General features: G+C 39.5%; 14 protein-coding genes and 1 other annotated feature. Of the genes, 2 read left to right on the top strand and 12 right to left on the bottom strand.

Features of this window, described 5'->3' with window-relative positions:
* Positions 1-10: 10 nt before the first annotated feature.
* Complete coding sequence (locus CYJ57_RS00070; RefSeq protein WP_006700745.1) at positions 11-1,408, top strand: HD domain-containing protein; 1,398 nt, start codon at positions 11-13, stop codon at positions 1,406-1,408.
* A 60-nt stretch (positions 1,409-1,468) separates the two neighbouring features.
* Here the strand turns inward: CYJ57_RS00070 and CYJ57_RS00065 are convergent, their stop codons facing one another.
* The 9 genes from CYJ57_RS00065 to CYJ57_RS00025 all read right to left on the bottom strand — a co-directional run bounded on the left by CYJ57_RS00065 (position 1,469) and on the right by CYJ57_RS00025 (position 10,665).
* Entirely contained in the window at positions 1,469-2,314 is an 846-nt protein-coding gene (locus tag CYJ57_RS00065; RefSeq protein WP_101953590.1) for a MetQ/NlpA family ABC transporter substrate-binding protein, read from the bottom strand.
* A 128-nt stretch (positions 2,315-2,442) separates the two neighbouring features.
* Positions 2,443-2,710 (bottom strand) — a binding site (T-box leader).
* A gap of 80 nt (positions 2,711-2,790) precedes the next feature.
* Entirely contained in the window at positions 2,791-3,483 is a 693-nt protein-coding gene (locus CYJ57_RS00060; RefSeq protein ID WP_101953698.1) for a methionine ABC transporter permease, read from the bottom strand.
* 38 nt (positions 3,484-3,521) lie between these two features.
* Complete coding sequence (locus CYJ57_RS00055; RefSeq protein WP_101953589.1) at positions 3,522-4,592, bottom strand: methionine ABC transporter ATP-binding protein; 1,071 nt, start codon at positions 4,590-4,592, stop codon at positions 3,522-3,524.
* Positions 4,593-4,749: 157 nt separating this feature from the next.
* Positions 4,750-5,307 (bottom strand): ribosome hibernation-promoting factor, HPF/YfiA family, encoded by a 558-nt coding sequence (gene hpf, locus CYJ57_RS00050; RefSeq protein ID WP_006700739.1) that lies wholly within the window; start codon positions 5,305-5,307, stop codon positions 4,750-4,752.
* 140 nt (positions 5,308-5,447) lie between these two features.
* Positions 5,448-6,107 (bottom strand): potassium channel family protein, encoded by a 660-nt coding sequence (locus tag CYJ57_RS00045; protein ID WP_006700738.1) that lies wholly within the window; start codon positions 6,105-6,107, stop codon positions 5,448-5,450.
* Positions 6,108-6,117: 10 nt separating this feature from the next.
* The gene (locus CYJ57_RS00040) at positions 6,118-7,455 is read right to left on the bottom strand and encodes a TrkH family potassium uptake protein (RefSeq protein WP_101953588.1); all 1,338 of its coding nucleotides are present in this window, start codon (positions 7,453-7,455) and stop codon (positions 6,118-6,120) included.
* Positions 7,456-7,516: 61 nt separating this feature from the next.
* On the bottom strand, positions 7,517-8,287 hold the full coding sequence (locus CYJ57_RS00035; RefSeq protein WP_101953587.1) for a ComF family protein: 771 nt from the start codon (positions 8,285-8,287) through the stop codon (positions 7,517-7,519).
* Positions 8,280-9,674, bottom strand: a complete 1,395-nt coding sequence (locus CYJ57_RS00030) for an ATP-dependent helicase ComFA (RefSeq protein WP_101953586.1) — start codon at positions 9,672-9,674, stop codon at positions 8,280-8,282. Before CYJ57_RS00030 ends, CYJ57_RS00035 begins: the two co-directional genes overlap by 8 nt.
* A 124-nt stretch (positions 9,675-9,798) precedes the next feature.
* Positions 9,799-10,665, bottom strand: a complete 867-nt coding sequence (locus CYJ57_RS00025) for a DegV family protein (RefSeq protein ID WP_101953585.1) — start codon at positions 10,663-10,665, stop codon at positions 9,799-9,801.
* Between the two features lie 105 nt (positions 10,666-10,770).
* Between CYJ57_RS00025 and CYJ57_RS00020 the strand changes: the two genes are divergently transcribed.
* Positions 10,771-11,433: a YigZ family protein gene (locus CYJ57_RS00020; protein ID WP_101953584.1), complete on the top strand. Its 663-nt coding sequence runs from the start codon at positions 10,771-10,773 to the stop codon at positions 11,431-11,433.
* On the opposite strand, the gene CYJ57_RS00015 is transcribed toward CYJ57_RS00020, so the two are convergent.
* The 3 genes from CYJ57_RS00015 to CYJ57_RS00005 all read right to left on the bottom strand — a co-directional run bounded on the left by CYJ57_RS00015 (position 11,423) and on the right by CYJ57_RS00005 (position 14,706).
* On the bottom strand, positions 11,423-12,295 hold the full coding sequence (locus CYJ57_RS00015; protein ID WP_101953583.1) for a DegV family protein: 873 nt from the start codon (positions 12,293-12,295) through the stop codon (positions 11,423-11,425). The genes CYJ57_RS00020 and CYJ57_RS00015 overlap by 11 nt on opposite strands.
* Positions 12,296-12,376: 81 nt before the next feature.
* A complete protein-coding gene (gene nadE, locus CYJ57_RS00010) occupies positions 12,377-13,204 on the bottom strand; it encodes an ammonia-dependent NAD(+) synthetase (protein ID WP_006700731.1) in 828 nt (275 codons plus the stop codon).
* 8 nt (positions 13,205-13,212) lie between these two features.
* Positions 13,213-14,706 carry a nicotinate phosphoribosyltransferase gene (locus CYJ57_RS00005; RefSeq protein ID WP_006700730.1) on the bottom strand — a complete coding sequence of 498 codons (1,494 nt, stop codon included), beginning with the start codon at positions 14,704-14,706 and terminating at the stop codon, positions 13,213-13,215.
* Positions 14,707-14,899: the final 193 nt, after the last annotated feature.

Genomic DNA, 14,899 nt, shown 5'->3' with positions numbered 1-14,899 from the left:
GGAGCAGACGATGACTACATATCAAGCCCGATACGAGCAACAAATTTTACCTCGTGAAAAAGTTTTTCGCGACCCTGTTCATGGTTATATACATATTCGAGATAACTTAATTTTACAGTTAATTGATACGAAAGAGTTTCAACGTCTGCGCCGAATTCGCCAACTAGGTACTTCAGCTTATATCTTTCATGGTGCTGAGCACAGTCGCTTCAATCATTCGTTAGGCGTTTACGAAATCACACGCCGTATTATAAATAATTTCCAGCGGAATTATCCTTCGGTAGAGGCTGGAGATGGGCTATGGGATGACAACGAGCGCTTAGTGACACTTTGCGCCGCTTTATTGCACGATATTGGACACGGCCCGTTCTCGCATACTTTTGAGTCAATTTTTCAAACAAATCACGAAGCAGTGACACAACAAATTATCACCTCACCTGAAACCGAAGTGCACCAAGTGCTGCTTCAAATGGGAACTGATTTCCCGGATAAAGTCGCCAGTGTAATTAATAAAAGTTATCCGAACCGTCAAGTCGTTCACATTATTTCAAGTCAAATTGATGCTGACCGTATGGACTATTTAGTTCGAGATGCTTATTACTCTGGAGTAACTTATGGCAAATTCGATACAACACGTATCTTACGCGTCATCCGCCCTTACCAAGGCCAGATTGTCTTTGATTTTACTGGGATGCATGCGGTTGAAGATTATGTGATTAGCCGCTATCAAATGTATATGCAAGTATACTTTCACCCAGTTGCACGAGGTATGGAGGAAGTCTTAAAAAATCTCCTCGCTCGAGCCCGAGATTATTTCCAACAATATCCAAGTCGGATCGCCTCCTGCAGTGAATATTTGGCGCCATTTCTAGAAAATCATTGGACACTCGCGGACTATCTCAAGTTAGACGATTATGTATTAACAAGCTATATCTCAGCATGGATTGAGGAAGAAGATACCATCTTATCCGACTTAGCTTATCGCTTTATCAATCGCAAACCTTTCAAATCCTTACTCACCACAGAAGCAACCATTACGGAATTAACTTTAGCCATTCAAGAAGAATTAGTTCAAATGAATTTAGACCCTGAGTATTATTTCGGTTCTAATTCTTCATTTGATTTACCATATGACTTCTATCGACCGAATGCTACAAGTCAAAGAACTCAAATTGATTTAATTACCAAAATGGGCCAAATTGTTGAGCTCAGCCAAGTTAGCCCGCTAGTCCAATCCTTTGCTGGAGAGCAACGCGGAGACCACCGGCTCTATTATCCACGTGAGCTAATTCATCAACTGCTAGAAACAGATCCGGAATTATTGACAGAAAATCAAACGAAAGTACTATTGGCTTATCAAGCCGAAATCAATGACGTGACCTTTAATATTCAAGAAAGACTCTTTTAATAAATAAACACCTCACAACGCTTTTTGTGAGGTGTTTTGATTTAGAATTAAATTAAATTCTTATAGGTCATCTTGATCTGACCAAGCGGGCACATCGCCACCGTCTGAGACTTCAGCTAATTTCTCTTTGACTTCATCTGTTTGGTATAGAGAAACGATAAAGCGATATACTTCGTTATCTTTGTCGTCTTTACGTGTTGCAATAACATTTTTGTAGTCATCACTTAATTCTGCTGGATTATCCGTATCTAAGAAAATAGCACTTTCTTGATTTAAACCAGCATCCAGTGCAAAAGTATTATTAATTACTGCGGCTGCAACGTCCGGTAACACACGAGCTAATTGACCGGCTTCTAATTCTTCAAATTGAATATTCTTTGGATTTGAAGTAATATCTTTCACTTCTGGTAAGATGCCTGCGGCATCATCAACTTCAATGACGCCCGCTAATTCTAAAGCAAGCAACGCGCGACCACCGTTAGTAGGGTCATTAGGAATTGCAACCGTATCGCCATCCTTTAATTCATCTAATGATTCGATTTTATCAGAGTAAACTCCGATTGGTGTTACATATGTATAACCAATTGGAACTAAATCTCCTTCGTTTGAGTCGTTCCAATCATTTAAGAATGCGACATGTTGGAATGCATTTAAATCAACTGAGCCATCTTGCAGTGAAATATTTGGTTGTACGTAGTCTGTGAATAAGACAATCTCAATTTCGATGCCTTCATCCTTCGCTCTCTCCGCTACAACTTTCCAAACTTCTTCTTCAGCCTCACTACATACGCCAACCGTTACTTTTTCATCTTCATATTTAGGCTCTGCGGATACTTCGGTACCTAGACCAATGAATGACCCCGCTAAAACAGCCGCTGCAGATAAAGCTTTTAAAAATTTTTTCATTTTATATTCTCCTTTTTATAAAATCTAGTACGACAACAACTTGACTCACCAATCGTTTCGGATTGGTTATGCGACAAACCCTCTCAGATTAACCACAATCCAAAATAAAAACTCCCGTCCTTCATAATTGAAAGGACGAGAGTTATACTTCGTGTTACCACCTTTATTTGTTGTTATATTACTATAACAACCTCTACCAGTGCGGAAGGATACTAAACTACGATACCTTCGATACTGTGGCATGGATAACGGGTGCTTCCGTTCATTCTTATTGCTTAAGCATTCAGAATGACCGCTCAGTGACCATTTTCAATTAAGTTTTTCTTACTTACTCTCACCACACGTAAGCTCTCTGAGAAGAATTGCTCAATTTACTTTTCACATCATTGCGTTTCTTAATCTGTGACATTATCTTACCCTCTCATAAAATAAATGTCAACACTTTTTTGAAAACTTTTTTGAAATTTTTTCAGGAATTAATTTTCTAGATGTTTACTGGCACGTCGTGTTAAATAATTGAAAATTAATTGAGAAATAAAAACAATCAATAAAATCAATAGGGTAGAAACAATAATAACATCGTAGCGACTGCGATTATAACCTCGGGCAATCGCAATTGTTCCTAAGCCACCCCCACCAACATAGCCCGCCATCGCCGTTAAACCAATTACATTAATCACGGTTGAGGCTGTTACGCGTAAGAGCGAGGTCAGTCCTTCTCTTAAATAGACTCGCGTAATAATATCAAAGTTTGATGAGCCCATCGCTTGAGCCGCCTCAACAACGCCAGGGTTTACTTCCAGCAAAGCAATCTCAACTTGACGGGCAAAAAATGGAATCGTACTAATAATCGTCGGAATAGTTGCAGCGGTAGGTCCGGTTGTTTTACCGACAATCCAACGTGTCACCCCTACTAATAATGCGAGTAAAATAATAAAAGGAATCGAACGGAAAATATTAACAAAGATATCTAAGATACGGTAAATAATCCGATTCTCCAGAATACCGCCTTTACCGGTGATGGTCATAATGACTCCCATAACGAGGCCGATTAAGCCCCCGATGACCATCGATACGAGTAACATATAGATTGTTTCCCATGTTGCTGTTACAAATTCATCACGTAAATCCCAAGCATATGGGAAGTGCTGCTGAATAAAATCGAGCATTTGGACAGAAATGTCTTCCCAAGTTAATACAGGTTGCATTAATAATCGCCCCCTTCTACATTTACATATTCACGTAATAGTTCGTTATAGCGTTGAACCATAATGCCTTGGTCTGTCATTCCTTGCACGGCATGTTCAATTTGTTGTCGATTTCCCTCTAATCCAATAAGTAAATTACCGACAGGCGTATTATCTAAAATTTCAATATGCCCGTATAAAATATTCGCCGTTAAATCATACTCTTGCACTAAATGCGTAATAAAAGGTTCCAACGTTTGGTCACCAATATAGCGAATACTAATGATTTCGCCACGTTCATTCAAGGCTTGTGTGGATGGATGCTTCAAAACAATTTCCATTTCTTGGTCGAAGTGAGTTGCCGTATTAATAAACTCACGCGTTAAAGGACGTTTTGGTGCGGTAAAGATCTCCACAATTGAGCCTTGTTCGAGTACACTCCCGTCTTCCATCACCGCAACGCGATGACATAGGTCTTTGACCACAGACATTTCATGTGTGATCATCACAATGGTAAGATTTAACTGTTGATTTAACTTCGCTAATAATTCTAAAATCGAACTCGTTGTTTTCGGGTCTAAAGCACTGGTCGCCTCATCACATAGCAAGATATCTGGTTCATTAGCTAAAGCACGGGCAATCGCAACCCGTTGCTTTTGACCACCCGATAATTGGGTTGGATAGCTATCAACCTTATCAGCAAGACCTACTAAATCCAAGAGTTCCGCAACACGTCGCCCTTTTTCTTCTCGGCTAAGCCCGCTCCCTTTCAACGGGAATGCCACATTATCAAAGATGGTTCGTGACTCCATTAAATTAAAATGTTGAAAAATCATCCCGATTTTTTTACGAGCTTGACGTAATTCTTTAGGAGTTAACGCCATCATGTTCTGTCCCTTTACCCAAATCGTTCCTTCCGTTGGCGGCTGTAAAAGATTAATCGTACGAACTAAGGTACTTTTACCCGCGCCACTATAACCTACAATTCCAAAAATTTCTCCCGGTTGAATATGGATATTCACATCTTTAACGGCTTGGACCACTGAGTTTTTATTTTGGAATACGACACTGACATTGTCTAATTTAATCATGATTTTATCACTCCCTTTTCACTCAATGTATCATAGTCTAGTCTCTCGCTTCGAAAATGTCAATCTATCATATGAATATTTTTTCATTTGTTTTTCAATTTCAGCAAAAAAACACCTCTTATCTTTCGATAAGAAGTGTCTTAATTTTACGTTAAGATTAGTCTAATTCTGCTGTCTCGATTAAGCCATAGCGGCCATCGTTTCGACGATAAACAATCGCAATTTCCATCGTTTCAGCATCCGTAAAGATAAAGAAGTCGTGCCCTAACATATTCATTTGTAAGACCGCTTCTTCACTATCCATCGGTTTAAGATTAATACGTTTACTACGGACAATCTTCAATTCATTTTCAGGGTGTTCCTCTGGTTCAGAAGACTCAACGAAGATGGCTGCTTCTTCCAAGCCTTTTTCACGTGATTTACGATTAATACGTGTTTTATATTTGCGAACTTGACGCTCTAACTTATCGACGACAAAGTCGATACTCTTATATAGATCGTCCGTTGTTTCTTCCGCTCGTAACACTAAAAATGAGAGTGGAATTGTCACTTCAGCTTTCGCTGTTTTATCATGATAAACTTTTAAATTCACATAGGCGGTTGCTTCTGCGACATCATCAAAGTACTTTTCTAATTTACTGACGCGTTTTTCTGCATATGCACGAATAGCTTCAGTGACTTCAATATTTTCTCCGCGTACGTTGTAGTTAAACATATCTATCCCTCTTTTCCAAATATTCTAAATAAGTTTTCAAAGAAAGAGACTTATTTAGCGAAAAAGTAGTATCAACCACTTTTATTAATTATAACATAAAAAGGTATTTTAGAAAACGCAAACAATCAAAAAAGTAAATCTTAAGATATGAACTGGTCTGTAAAGTCATCTTCTTGTGAAATCGCAATTAGCGCATCCCCGTCTTTCAAAATATAATCCGGTGAGAATTCCATCGTATGGCGCTGGTCACTGCCGGTCTTAATGGCTAAAATATTAATTCCATAAGTTGACCTTAAATCTAACTCTCTAAGCGTATGCCCAATCCAATCTGGCTGAACTTGAATTAAGCCCATCGCATACTCTTTGTTCAACTCTGCTAACTGACCAAAAGATGGGTTAGCTAATTCACGACCGATTCTCACACCCATTTCCGTCTCAGGCAAAATAACTTGATCTGCCCCTAGCTTTAATAAGACTTCGCGATAAGTCATATTTTTTGTTTTAACAATAATATGTGGCACACCCATTTTCTTCAAATGTAGTAACGCAACAATTGTATCTTCAAGCTGACTTGAGGTCGCAATAATCACTATATCGCACGTATCGATACCTGCTTCTTTTAAATTCTCAATTTTTGTAAAATCTCCTTGGACTGCTTGCTCAACGATATCCATCATTTCCTCAACGTGATCCATTAATTTGTCCATAATAATGACATCATGACCTTCTTGAGTCAATGTTCGAGCTAAGGCTGCCCCAAATAGGCCTAATCCTAATACACCGAATGTTTTTTGTTCCATACTGTCTCTCCTAACCTATCATCATATTCATTTCTGGATAGTGAATTTGCCAATTTTTTTCATGACTACCCAATGACCATAAAAATGTTACCAAGCCACAACGCCCCATAAACATTAACCAAATTAAGACAAGCTTACCGACTGCAGATAATTGTGGCGTTATTCCCATTGTTAATCCTACTGTACTAAAGCACGATACAACTTCCATTAATATTACTTCAATCCCTGTACCATGGGGAAAAGGTTCAGTAATTAATAAAATTAAAGTTGCAAACAGTATGAAAGTAAAGCCCATTGTTAAAATGAAAAAGGCACGTCGCAATGTTTCTTCACGTAATTCTCGACGATACAACGTCATCGGATGCCCTCGGAATGTATTAACTAGGAACAAGCCGGCCACAATTACAGTCGATACTTTAACCCCACCTGCTGTTGACCCTGAAGTCCCGCCAATAAACATTAATACGAGTGTTAAAAATAAACTCCCTGGCATTAGAAAATTATAATCAACATTAGCATATCCAGCCGTACGAGGAGTTACCGCTAAGAAGAATGAATTAATCACCCGATTCACAGGCGATAAATGTTGCCAAGTTTGATTATTCCATTCAAAGCAAATAAATAGTAACGTACTGGACAACAGGAGCGCTAAAGTTCCAATAATAATTAACTTCGTATAGCGCATTAACTTACGGTTACGATACACTGTCAATAAGTCGCGCCAAACAATGAAACCTAAGCCACCCGCAATAATCAACACACTAATCGTCAACATTACCAATGGATTCGCTTGATAATTAATCAAACTATTACCAAATAAATCGAATCCTGCATTGTTGAAAGCAGAAATACTGTGGAATACAGAATATAACGTCCCTTTAACCCAACCGAATTGAGGAATGAAGACTAACGAAAGAACTAATGCTCCCAACGATTGGACTGCAAGTGTAAATTTAATGATATACTTCACAATGTCGATGGAACCACTCATCGTCTCAATATTTAACGTTTCAAGTAAAACACGACGTTGTCGCAAATTCGTTCGCCGACCACTTTGAGTAAAGAAAACCACCCACAAAGTCATAAAACCAATTCCACCAATTTCAATCAGTGTAATAATCACTAACTTGCCAAACGGACTCCAATGTAGTGCCGTATTTAGCGTTGTCTGCCCCGTCACACACACAGCACTAGTTGCTGTAAACATCGCATCTAATAAGTTTGTCCATTGATGGGCATTCGATGCAAAAGGTAATGCGAGTAAGATACCTCCGATTAAGATAATTGCTATGTAATTTACCACAATGTATTGTGGAATCGTTAATTGTTTTATTTTATATTTTACCATGTTGCATTCTCTCCTGACACTTTCTATTCAAGTAGTATATACTCTTTTGCTTAGAATGCAATCAATCAGATAAAATATCTCGCGCTAAACTTAAACTCAACACTTTACTTCCTTTTGGAAGAGCAAATATCAGTAGCGATTTAGCACAATGCATGGTCGCCCCAGTTGTATAAATATCATCAAAAATTACCCACGGTTTATCCGAAGGAAGTTGCCGAGATGTAGTAATTCTGAAAGGTTGTGACAACGACATACGTTGCATTCGATTCTTTTTAGCCTGCTTTGTACCATCGCCAATATAACTAAAAATGGATTCGACCGGAATCTGCGCCACCCGAAGTAATTCTAACGTGGCTGGAAAACCACGCTCTTCAATTGACTGAGGCGAATTGGGTAAGTAAGTCCAGTAACATGATTGATATTTTCGATACATCTCACGGAGTGGAAGACGCATCACATGAGCCATTCGCACATCCCCCACATACTTATATTGAGTGATCCATTCGCGAAATACTTGATTATAGTGGAAAATAGCTTGATGATACAATTGTTCTTGAGGATAGACTGATAACCAACGATAACAGTCATAGCACCAGCTTTCTCCTTCTGAATGATAACATTGAGTGTATGGAGATGAGGCTTTCGTATCCAGAGGACGCTGGCAACCCGAACAAGATAACTCATGATTTTTGGAACCATACCGTTTCCAACGTTTTTCACATTTCTGACAGATTACCGGTTGAATTACTGGCTGAAACGATAATATTTGTTGGATGGTTAAGTCATTATTTAAAGGTTGTTCACACATTAAACACTCTGAAATATTATTCATTCGCTAACATCCCCTTTTCTATTGCAAGCTGATTCATCTGCTGAATCTCTTCTCGAGCTTGCACCATCGATTTGGAACGACCGAAATGACCAAAAATCAGTGTCCCCGTCGGATAATCAGGTCGCCTACCTACCCGCCCACTTATTTGAACCAAAGAAGACATATTAAATTGAGGATGTTCAGCCCCAACGACAAAAACATGACATTGCGGAAAGGTTACCCCTCTTTCCAAAATCGTTGTCGTTATCAAACCGTCCAACTCCCCTTCCCTCAACTGCAATACTTTCTCTTTTCGATCAACATCTTGTGCATGAACACAAGCTAAGCGTACGGACGTATCCAGTTCCCTTAGCCAATCAAATAAGGCTTCTGCCATCGGAATACTTGGTAGAAAAATTAATTTTACCCCCGATAAATGCAAAAAAGATTGCAAATGATTCGCTAAATGACTCCATCGATCTCGCCGTTGAATGGCACGTCGCCAATCACCCAACCATACAAATTGTGGTTCTGGTAAGCGATGACGATGGTAACGTGCAGGAATTAAAATCGAATTCACCTCATGGTTAGCAATTTGTTGCTGTAACTTCGCATCCGGTGTTGCCGTTAAAAAGACGCATTTACCCTGAGGCCGATTCGCTTTTTGAACGGCATAATGCAGCATTTCGCTATTAACGTATGGGAACGCATCGACTTCGTCCACAATGATTAAATCAAACGCATGTTTAAATCGAAGCAATTGATGCGTTGTACTAATTACCAAAGGAGCGTAACGATAAGTTTCCTCGCTACCACCATACATTAATTGAATCTCAACTTGTGGAAAGGCTTGGGCCAAGCGAGGTGCCAATTCCAACACAACATCAATACGGGGCGACGCTAGCGCAGTACGCTTACCTTGTTGTAGTTGATGCTCGATCAGAGGATATATAATTTCAGTTTTCCCAGATCCTGTTACTGCATGCACCAAATCAGCGCGTGTTACATCGGATAATTGATCAATCAGCTGGTGTGCAGCTTGGTGTTGTGCGGGAGAATAGTGCCCCTGCCAAGCGCAACGAATCGTTGGATTGGGGTCCGATGGTAGAGAAGGCCAATAATAAAGCTGCGTGGACAAAGACATCCGACCTAAAGTTAAACACTCCAGACAATAGATTAGCCTTGAATAAACTTCATGTTGGAAAAACCTGGCAGAATCCGTATTCGAACATCGTAAGCAACGATAGCCTCCGGACGTTGTTGCCTCGACGGCAGGGTACTTTATCACCACTTGACTACTCTCTAATTCGGGTATTTCTGACTTTTGTTGCTTTGGTAAATTTAAAAACCGAACAATTTCATCCATTGTTAACTCACAGCCTTGTAATTCATAATCAATCGATAACATTCATCAATTCCCTCCTTATGAATAGATACGCATAAAATTTAAAAATTTTGATTAAAATAAAAAAACGCTAAACAAATTTGTTTAGCGATTAAATAATAAATTGAATAAGTTCATAGTGATCATTTTAGCGATTATCAATCTTTGGAATCAGTGCGATGCCGCGTCCCCCATGTCCTAAGTGAGTTGAAATCACGGATCCAAGTGGGCGAATTTGAATCGGGATATTCGGGTGTTTTGATTGAATAGACTCTTTAATAGACTGAATAGTTGGTTCAATATCTCCATGAGCTAACCAAATCTCAATGCCTGCTGGATATTGTTCTAATCGGTCTGCAGCGAGTTCACACCACCGTTGAATCACTTTTTTATCAGTACGTAACTTCTCAAATAAAACAATCTGTCCGGCCTCATCAAAGACCATCAAAGGTTTAATCTTTAAAAGATTTCCAATCAAAGCACTTCCGCTTGATAATCTTCCCCCTTTGCTCAAGTTATCGAGATTTTCTACCGTTAAATAAATCTCGCTCTGCTCAGCTAACCACAACGCTTCTTGATAGACTTGTTCAAAGTCTATCCCTAAAGCGACTCGGTCCATAATATGGCGAACAAGAACCTCTTCAACAACGGAAGCTCCTTTAGAGTCAACCAAGTAGATTGGCAACTGATCTTCATAATCTTCTAAGATCATCGAAGCAGTTTGGAAAGTCCCGCTAATACCCGATGACATAAATACACCAAAGACCGCGTCATACCCTTCATTAGTAATCTTTTCCATCACTTCAATATAAGCGCCAGCGGGAGGTTGTGACGTTGTGGGAAGCGGATTACTCTTGGCTAACTTTTGATAAAAATCGGTTTGATCAACAGCTGAGTCAACCATATCAATACCGTCTGAAAAATGAACATTCAAATTCACAATATAAATGTTTGCTAGTGCTTGAAGTTCCGACGGTAAATAAGCCGAAGAATCTGTTATAATTGCAACTTTCATGCTCTATCCTTTCTTATAAATGTTGTTTATTCCCTTTTTGTTAAGATTGTCTATTCTGATTTCACATGATACAGTAAAGAAAGAATAAACAAAGGAGTTCATTAGATGATTAATTTACTCACGATCCAGCAGCCGATCGAAGATGAAATTGAAATTCGTAAATCAAGATTTATCACTTACCTGATCCCCATCGAAAATGAAGATGAATTTCATCAAGCTTATGATGAGATTAAAAAACAACACCCCAAAGCCACCCACCACTGTTATGCTTATATCTTAGAAGGTGAACAAATTATCCAGCGGATGAGTGATGATGGTGAACCTTCTGGTACAGCAGGGGTTCCAATGCTTGAAGTTTTGCAAAAAAATAATTTAAATCATATTATGGCTGTCTGTGTACGATATTTTGGTGGCGTTAAATTAGGGGCTGGTGGATTAATTCGTGCGTATAGTAGCAGTGTTAGTTCGGCGTTAGACCATGCTACGATTGTAGCTCAAGTTGATCAGCAAATTATCGAATTATCGATTGCTTATGAACATAACGATACGGTCTTTCACTACTTAAGCGTTGATGCTCTTCAACCCATTCAAATCATCAATACTGAATATACTGAACAAGTGCGCTATCAACTTGCACTCTTTCCACATAATTTAGCAGATTTTACGCAACAAATTAATAATCTAACTCATGGACAAGGTATTATTAATCCCATCCATATCCAACAAGTCCGTATTCCTGCGGCCCAGCTTGAAGAAATTAATTCTTAGGTAAGATAGGCAAAATACCTAACCCCATACAATCTTTACCTCCATGTGTTCCGATTACAGGTGATAAATAGCCTGTTCGAATCGAAATATGGGGGTATTTTTGTTTGATTTGTTGGCTGAGCCATTCCGTATCAGCCAAGTTATCCCCATGCGCCAGACCTACTTCAATACCTGATTCGTATTTCTCAACGGCGTCATCAACAATTTGTAAATAGCGTTGATATACGCGTTTGAGTGTCCGCTGCTTTTCAAAAATATCCACCTTCGAGTCAGAAGTAAAGTAGACAATCGGATGAATTTGTAATAGGCCACCAATAAAAGCGCCCGCCTTACTTAAACGTCCGCCTTTAACTAAATTTTCAAGATGTGGAATCACGACATACACTTCAGATTGCGCTGCAAACCACTCGAGTTGTTCGACGATGGCATCAAGTTCCCATCCCTTCGCTTCTAATTCAATCGCATCCATTAACATCCGTTCCATGACAAAAGATACGCGCTTTGAATCTACCACCCGAATGGTCAACTTCGACTGGTATTCTGAAGCAATCATTTGCATTGTTTGATAGGTTCCACTTAATCCTTTGGCCATTGAAATCATTAAGACTTGCTGATAGCCTTGTTCTACAATCTCATCAAGACAAGCGGCCCATTGGGAGGGCTCTGGTTGAGATGTCGTTGGTAACGTATCCGAATCAGCTAAACGTTGGTAAAATAATTGAAGCGCTGAAGGATCCGATGTATCTTGAATCACTTCATCATCCCAAATAAGTGAGAGCGGCACTTCATAGACGTCAGGCCGCGCTCTTAAGGTATCTGATATGGTGGCAGTGCTATCAATAATATAAGCCGTTTTTGGCATTTTTAATTCACCTCCTCGATTACACCCCCATCATATCACCGTTAAATTAACTCAATATGAACTAGAGCATCGATTTAGCTATTATTTCCAAAAATCATCAAAAATTGTAATCGGCATATGTCGCTTATGTTGATTCGCTAGATATAAACTTTCAATCCGTTCTGCCGCTTTTTCCGCAATGGCTTCTCCATGTAAATACGCATCAATTTCACGATAAGTTACTCCAAGTGCTTCCTCATCCGATTGTAGCGGTTGGAGATCTTCTAAATCTGCGGTCGGAACTTTAGTATAGAGGCGCTCATTAGCATTTAAATATTGCAACATCTGGGCACCTTGCGATTTCGTTAAGCGCCACAATGGCATTAAATCCGCTGCACCATCGCCAAATTTGGTAAAGAATCCGGTCACATTTTCAGCTGCATGATCACACCCAAGTACAACCCCTTGACGCGCTCCCGCAATCGCATATTGTACAATCATCCGTTGACGCGCTTTAATATTCCCTTTATTAAAGTCCGTCATCACGACTTCATTTTGTGTTAATTCTTCAACCAATTGATCCGTAGCGGACTTAATATTAATCGTTAATACTTCATCGGCTTGAATAAAATCAAGCGCTAATTGTGCGTCTTCCTCATCCAGTTGTACGCCGTAGGGTAAGCGAACTGCAATAAATCGGTATGCCGTATCTAGGGTCTCTTGGCGCAATTCTTCCACTGCTAATTGTGCTAATTTCGCTACCAAAGTGGAGTCTTGGCCACCACTGACACCTAAGACATACGTCTTCAGCCCGGGGAGACGTTTGAGGTATTGTTTTAAGAAATCAATTGTCCGACGAACTTCGTTAGCTGGATCAATTATAGGTTGAACTTGAAGTTGTTGGATAATTTCTTGTTGTAATGGTCTCATGTTTACTCCTACTCCTTAGCTTGTTGCATCGCTTGGACACGTTGGTTGACTTCTGCTTGAATTTTTCGAATGCTATTCATTTTTTCATCGTATAATTCTTGGGACAAGTCTACTGGATATGGCGTTGGATTTAAAACACGCTTATGTTCGTCATCCAACCATTCTAAGTTAGCTTGCGCATAAGAACGAATTGTATCTAAATCAGGTTGGTCATATACCAACTTCCCATTATCAAATATTTGATGAAGCATCGGCTTCGCTTCAAAATTCTCAACTGTTTTATTAATGTATGTATACGTTGGATGGAACATAAAGAGCGAATCTTGTTCATTTGGATCCGCATCTTCAAAGGTAATATAATCACCTTCACCTTTTCCTGTTTCTTTACTAATAATCCGCCAAACTTGTTTAACACCTGGGGTTGTAATTTTTTCGGCATTACTTGAGATTTTCATGGTTGGGACTAGTTGACCAGTTTCGTCTTCGATACTTACTAATTTATAGACTGCACCTAGAGCGGGTTGATCATAGGCAGTAATTAGCTTGGTGCCAATTCCCCAATCATCTACCCTGGCTCCTTGCATATTTAAGTTTAGAATCGTCAATTCATCCAAATCATTCGATGCAATGATATGCGCATCTGGATAACCTGCCTCATCTAACATCTCGCGAATATGTTTTGATTGATAAGTAATATCTCCGGAGTCAATCCGAACACCGATAAAGTTGATACGGTCTCCCATTTCATCAGCCACACGGATTGCATTTGGCACGCCAGATCTTAGTGTGTCATAGGTATCAACTAAAAAGACGACATTTTTATGTGTTTCAGCATAGGCTTTAAACGCTTCGTACTCATCGCGATAAGCTTGAACTAAAGAGTGGGCGTGTGTTCCGGAAATTGGCATACCAAATAACTTACCCGCTCGAACATTACTTGTAGAGTTAAAACCACCGATATAAGCTGCACGCGTTCCCCAGATTGCTGCATCAAATTCATGTGCTCGACGACTTCCGAATTCCGCAATCCCTGCTTTCGGGCCGGATACATATCGGATTCTAGCTGCTTTCGTCGCAATTAATGTTTGGTAGTTGATAATATTCAACAACGCCGTCTCAACTAATTGGCACTGAAGTAGCGGTCCTTGTACTTGAATGAGGGGCTCATTGGCAAAGCACAACTCGCCTTCAACAAAACTTCGGACGGATAGCTTGAACTCTAACTCCCCTAAATATTGAATATATTCTTCTGGGAATAGTTCGGTGCTTCTTAAATAATCTAAATCACTTTCGGTGAACTTTAAATTAGATAAATAGCGAATCATTTTCTCTAAGCCAACAAAAATAGCATACCCACTCTCGAATGGGTTAGAACGAAAATAACCTTCAAAAACAGCTTCCTTATCTTGAATCCCTTCCGCCCAGTAGGTCATCGCCATATTGATTTGATATAAGTCTGTATGCAGCATAAAGCTGTCATCGCATGGATAATATGTCGTCATAGTTCTACCTCTTATCTATATTATATTACGGTCATTGTATCACATTCTAATACGGTTTGACTAAATTAGTATCGTAAGACAATCGAGTAGGAGACTAATCATTAGTTGATTAGTCGTCCTCTCACACCACCGTACGTACGGTTCTCGTATACGGCGGTTCAATAATGTAAGTACACTTGCTCTGCCAACTGGG

It is taken from the genome of Falseniella ignava (assembly GCF_002847645.1).
GTDB classification, from domain to species: Bacteria; Bacillota; Bacilli; order Lactobacillales; family Aerococcaceae; genus Falseniella; species Falseniella ignava.
This window is presented reverse-complemented; position numbering and strand designations above follow the sequence as displayed.

What these genes read in the sequence shown, in the direction of transcription:
- CYJ57_RS00070 (WP_006700745.1), top strand. Translation starts at nt 11, where the DNA reads ATGACTACATATCAAGCCCGATACGAGCAACAAATTTTACCTCGTGAA.
- CYJ57_RS00065 (WP_101953590.1), bottom strand. Translation starts at nt 2,314, where the DNA reads ATGAAAAAATTTTTAAAAGCTTTATCTGCAGCGGCTGTTTTAGCGGGG.
- CYJ57_RS00060 (WP_101953698.1), bottom strand. Translation starts at nt 3,483, where the DNA reads ATGCTCGATTTTATTCAGCAGCACTTCCCATATGCTTGGGATTTACGT.
- CYJ57_RS00055 (WP_101953589.1), bottom strand. Translation starts at nt 4,592, where the DNA reads ATGATTAAATTAGACAATGTCAGTGTCGTATTCCAAAATAAAAACTCA.
- hpf (WP_006700739.1), bottom strand. Translation starts at nt 5,307, where the DNA reads ATGTTTAACTACAACGTACGCGGAGAAAATATTGAAGTCACTGAAGCT.
- CYJ57_RS00045 (WP_006700738.1), bottom strand. Translation starts at nt 6,107, where the DNA reads ATGGAACAAAAAACATTCGGTGTATTAGGATTAGGCCTATTTGGGGCA.
- CYJ57_RS00040 (WP_101953588.1), bottom strand. Translation starts at nt 7,455, where the DNA reads ATGGTAAAATATAAAATAAAACAATTAACGATTCCACAATACATTGTG.
- CYJ57_RS00035 (WP_101953587.1), bottom strand. Translation starts at nt 8,287, where the DNA reads ATGAATAATATTTCAGAGTGTTTAATGTGTGAACAACCTTTAAATAAT.
- CYJ57_RS00030 (WP_101953586.1), bottom strand. Translation starts at nt 9,674, where the DNA reads ATGTTATCGATTGATTATGAATTACAAGGCTGTGAGTTAACAATGGAT.
- CYJ57_RS00025 (WP_101953585.1), bottom strand. Translation starts at nt 10,665, where the DNA reads ATGAAAGTTGCAATTATAACAGATTCTTCGGCTTATTTACCGTCGGAA.
- CYJ57_RS00020 (WP_101953584.1), top strand. Translation starts at nt 10,771, where the DNA reads ATGATTAATTTACTCACGATCCAGCAGCCGATCGAAGATGAAATTGAA.
- CYJ57_RS00015 (WP_101953583.1), bottom strand. Translation starts at nt 12,295, where the DNA reads ATGCCAAAAACGGCTTATATTATTGATAGCACTGCCACCATATCAGAT.
- nadE (WP_006700731.1), bottom strand. Translation starts at nt 13,204, where the DNA reads ATGAGACCATTACAACAAGAAATTATCCAACAACTTCAAGTTCAACCT.
- CYJ57_RS00005 (WP_006700730.1), bottom strand. Translation starts at nt 14,706, where the DNA reads ATGACGACATATTATCCATGCGATGACAGCTTTATGCTGCATACAGAC.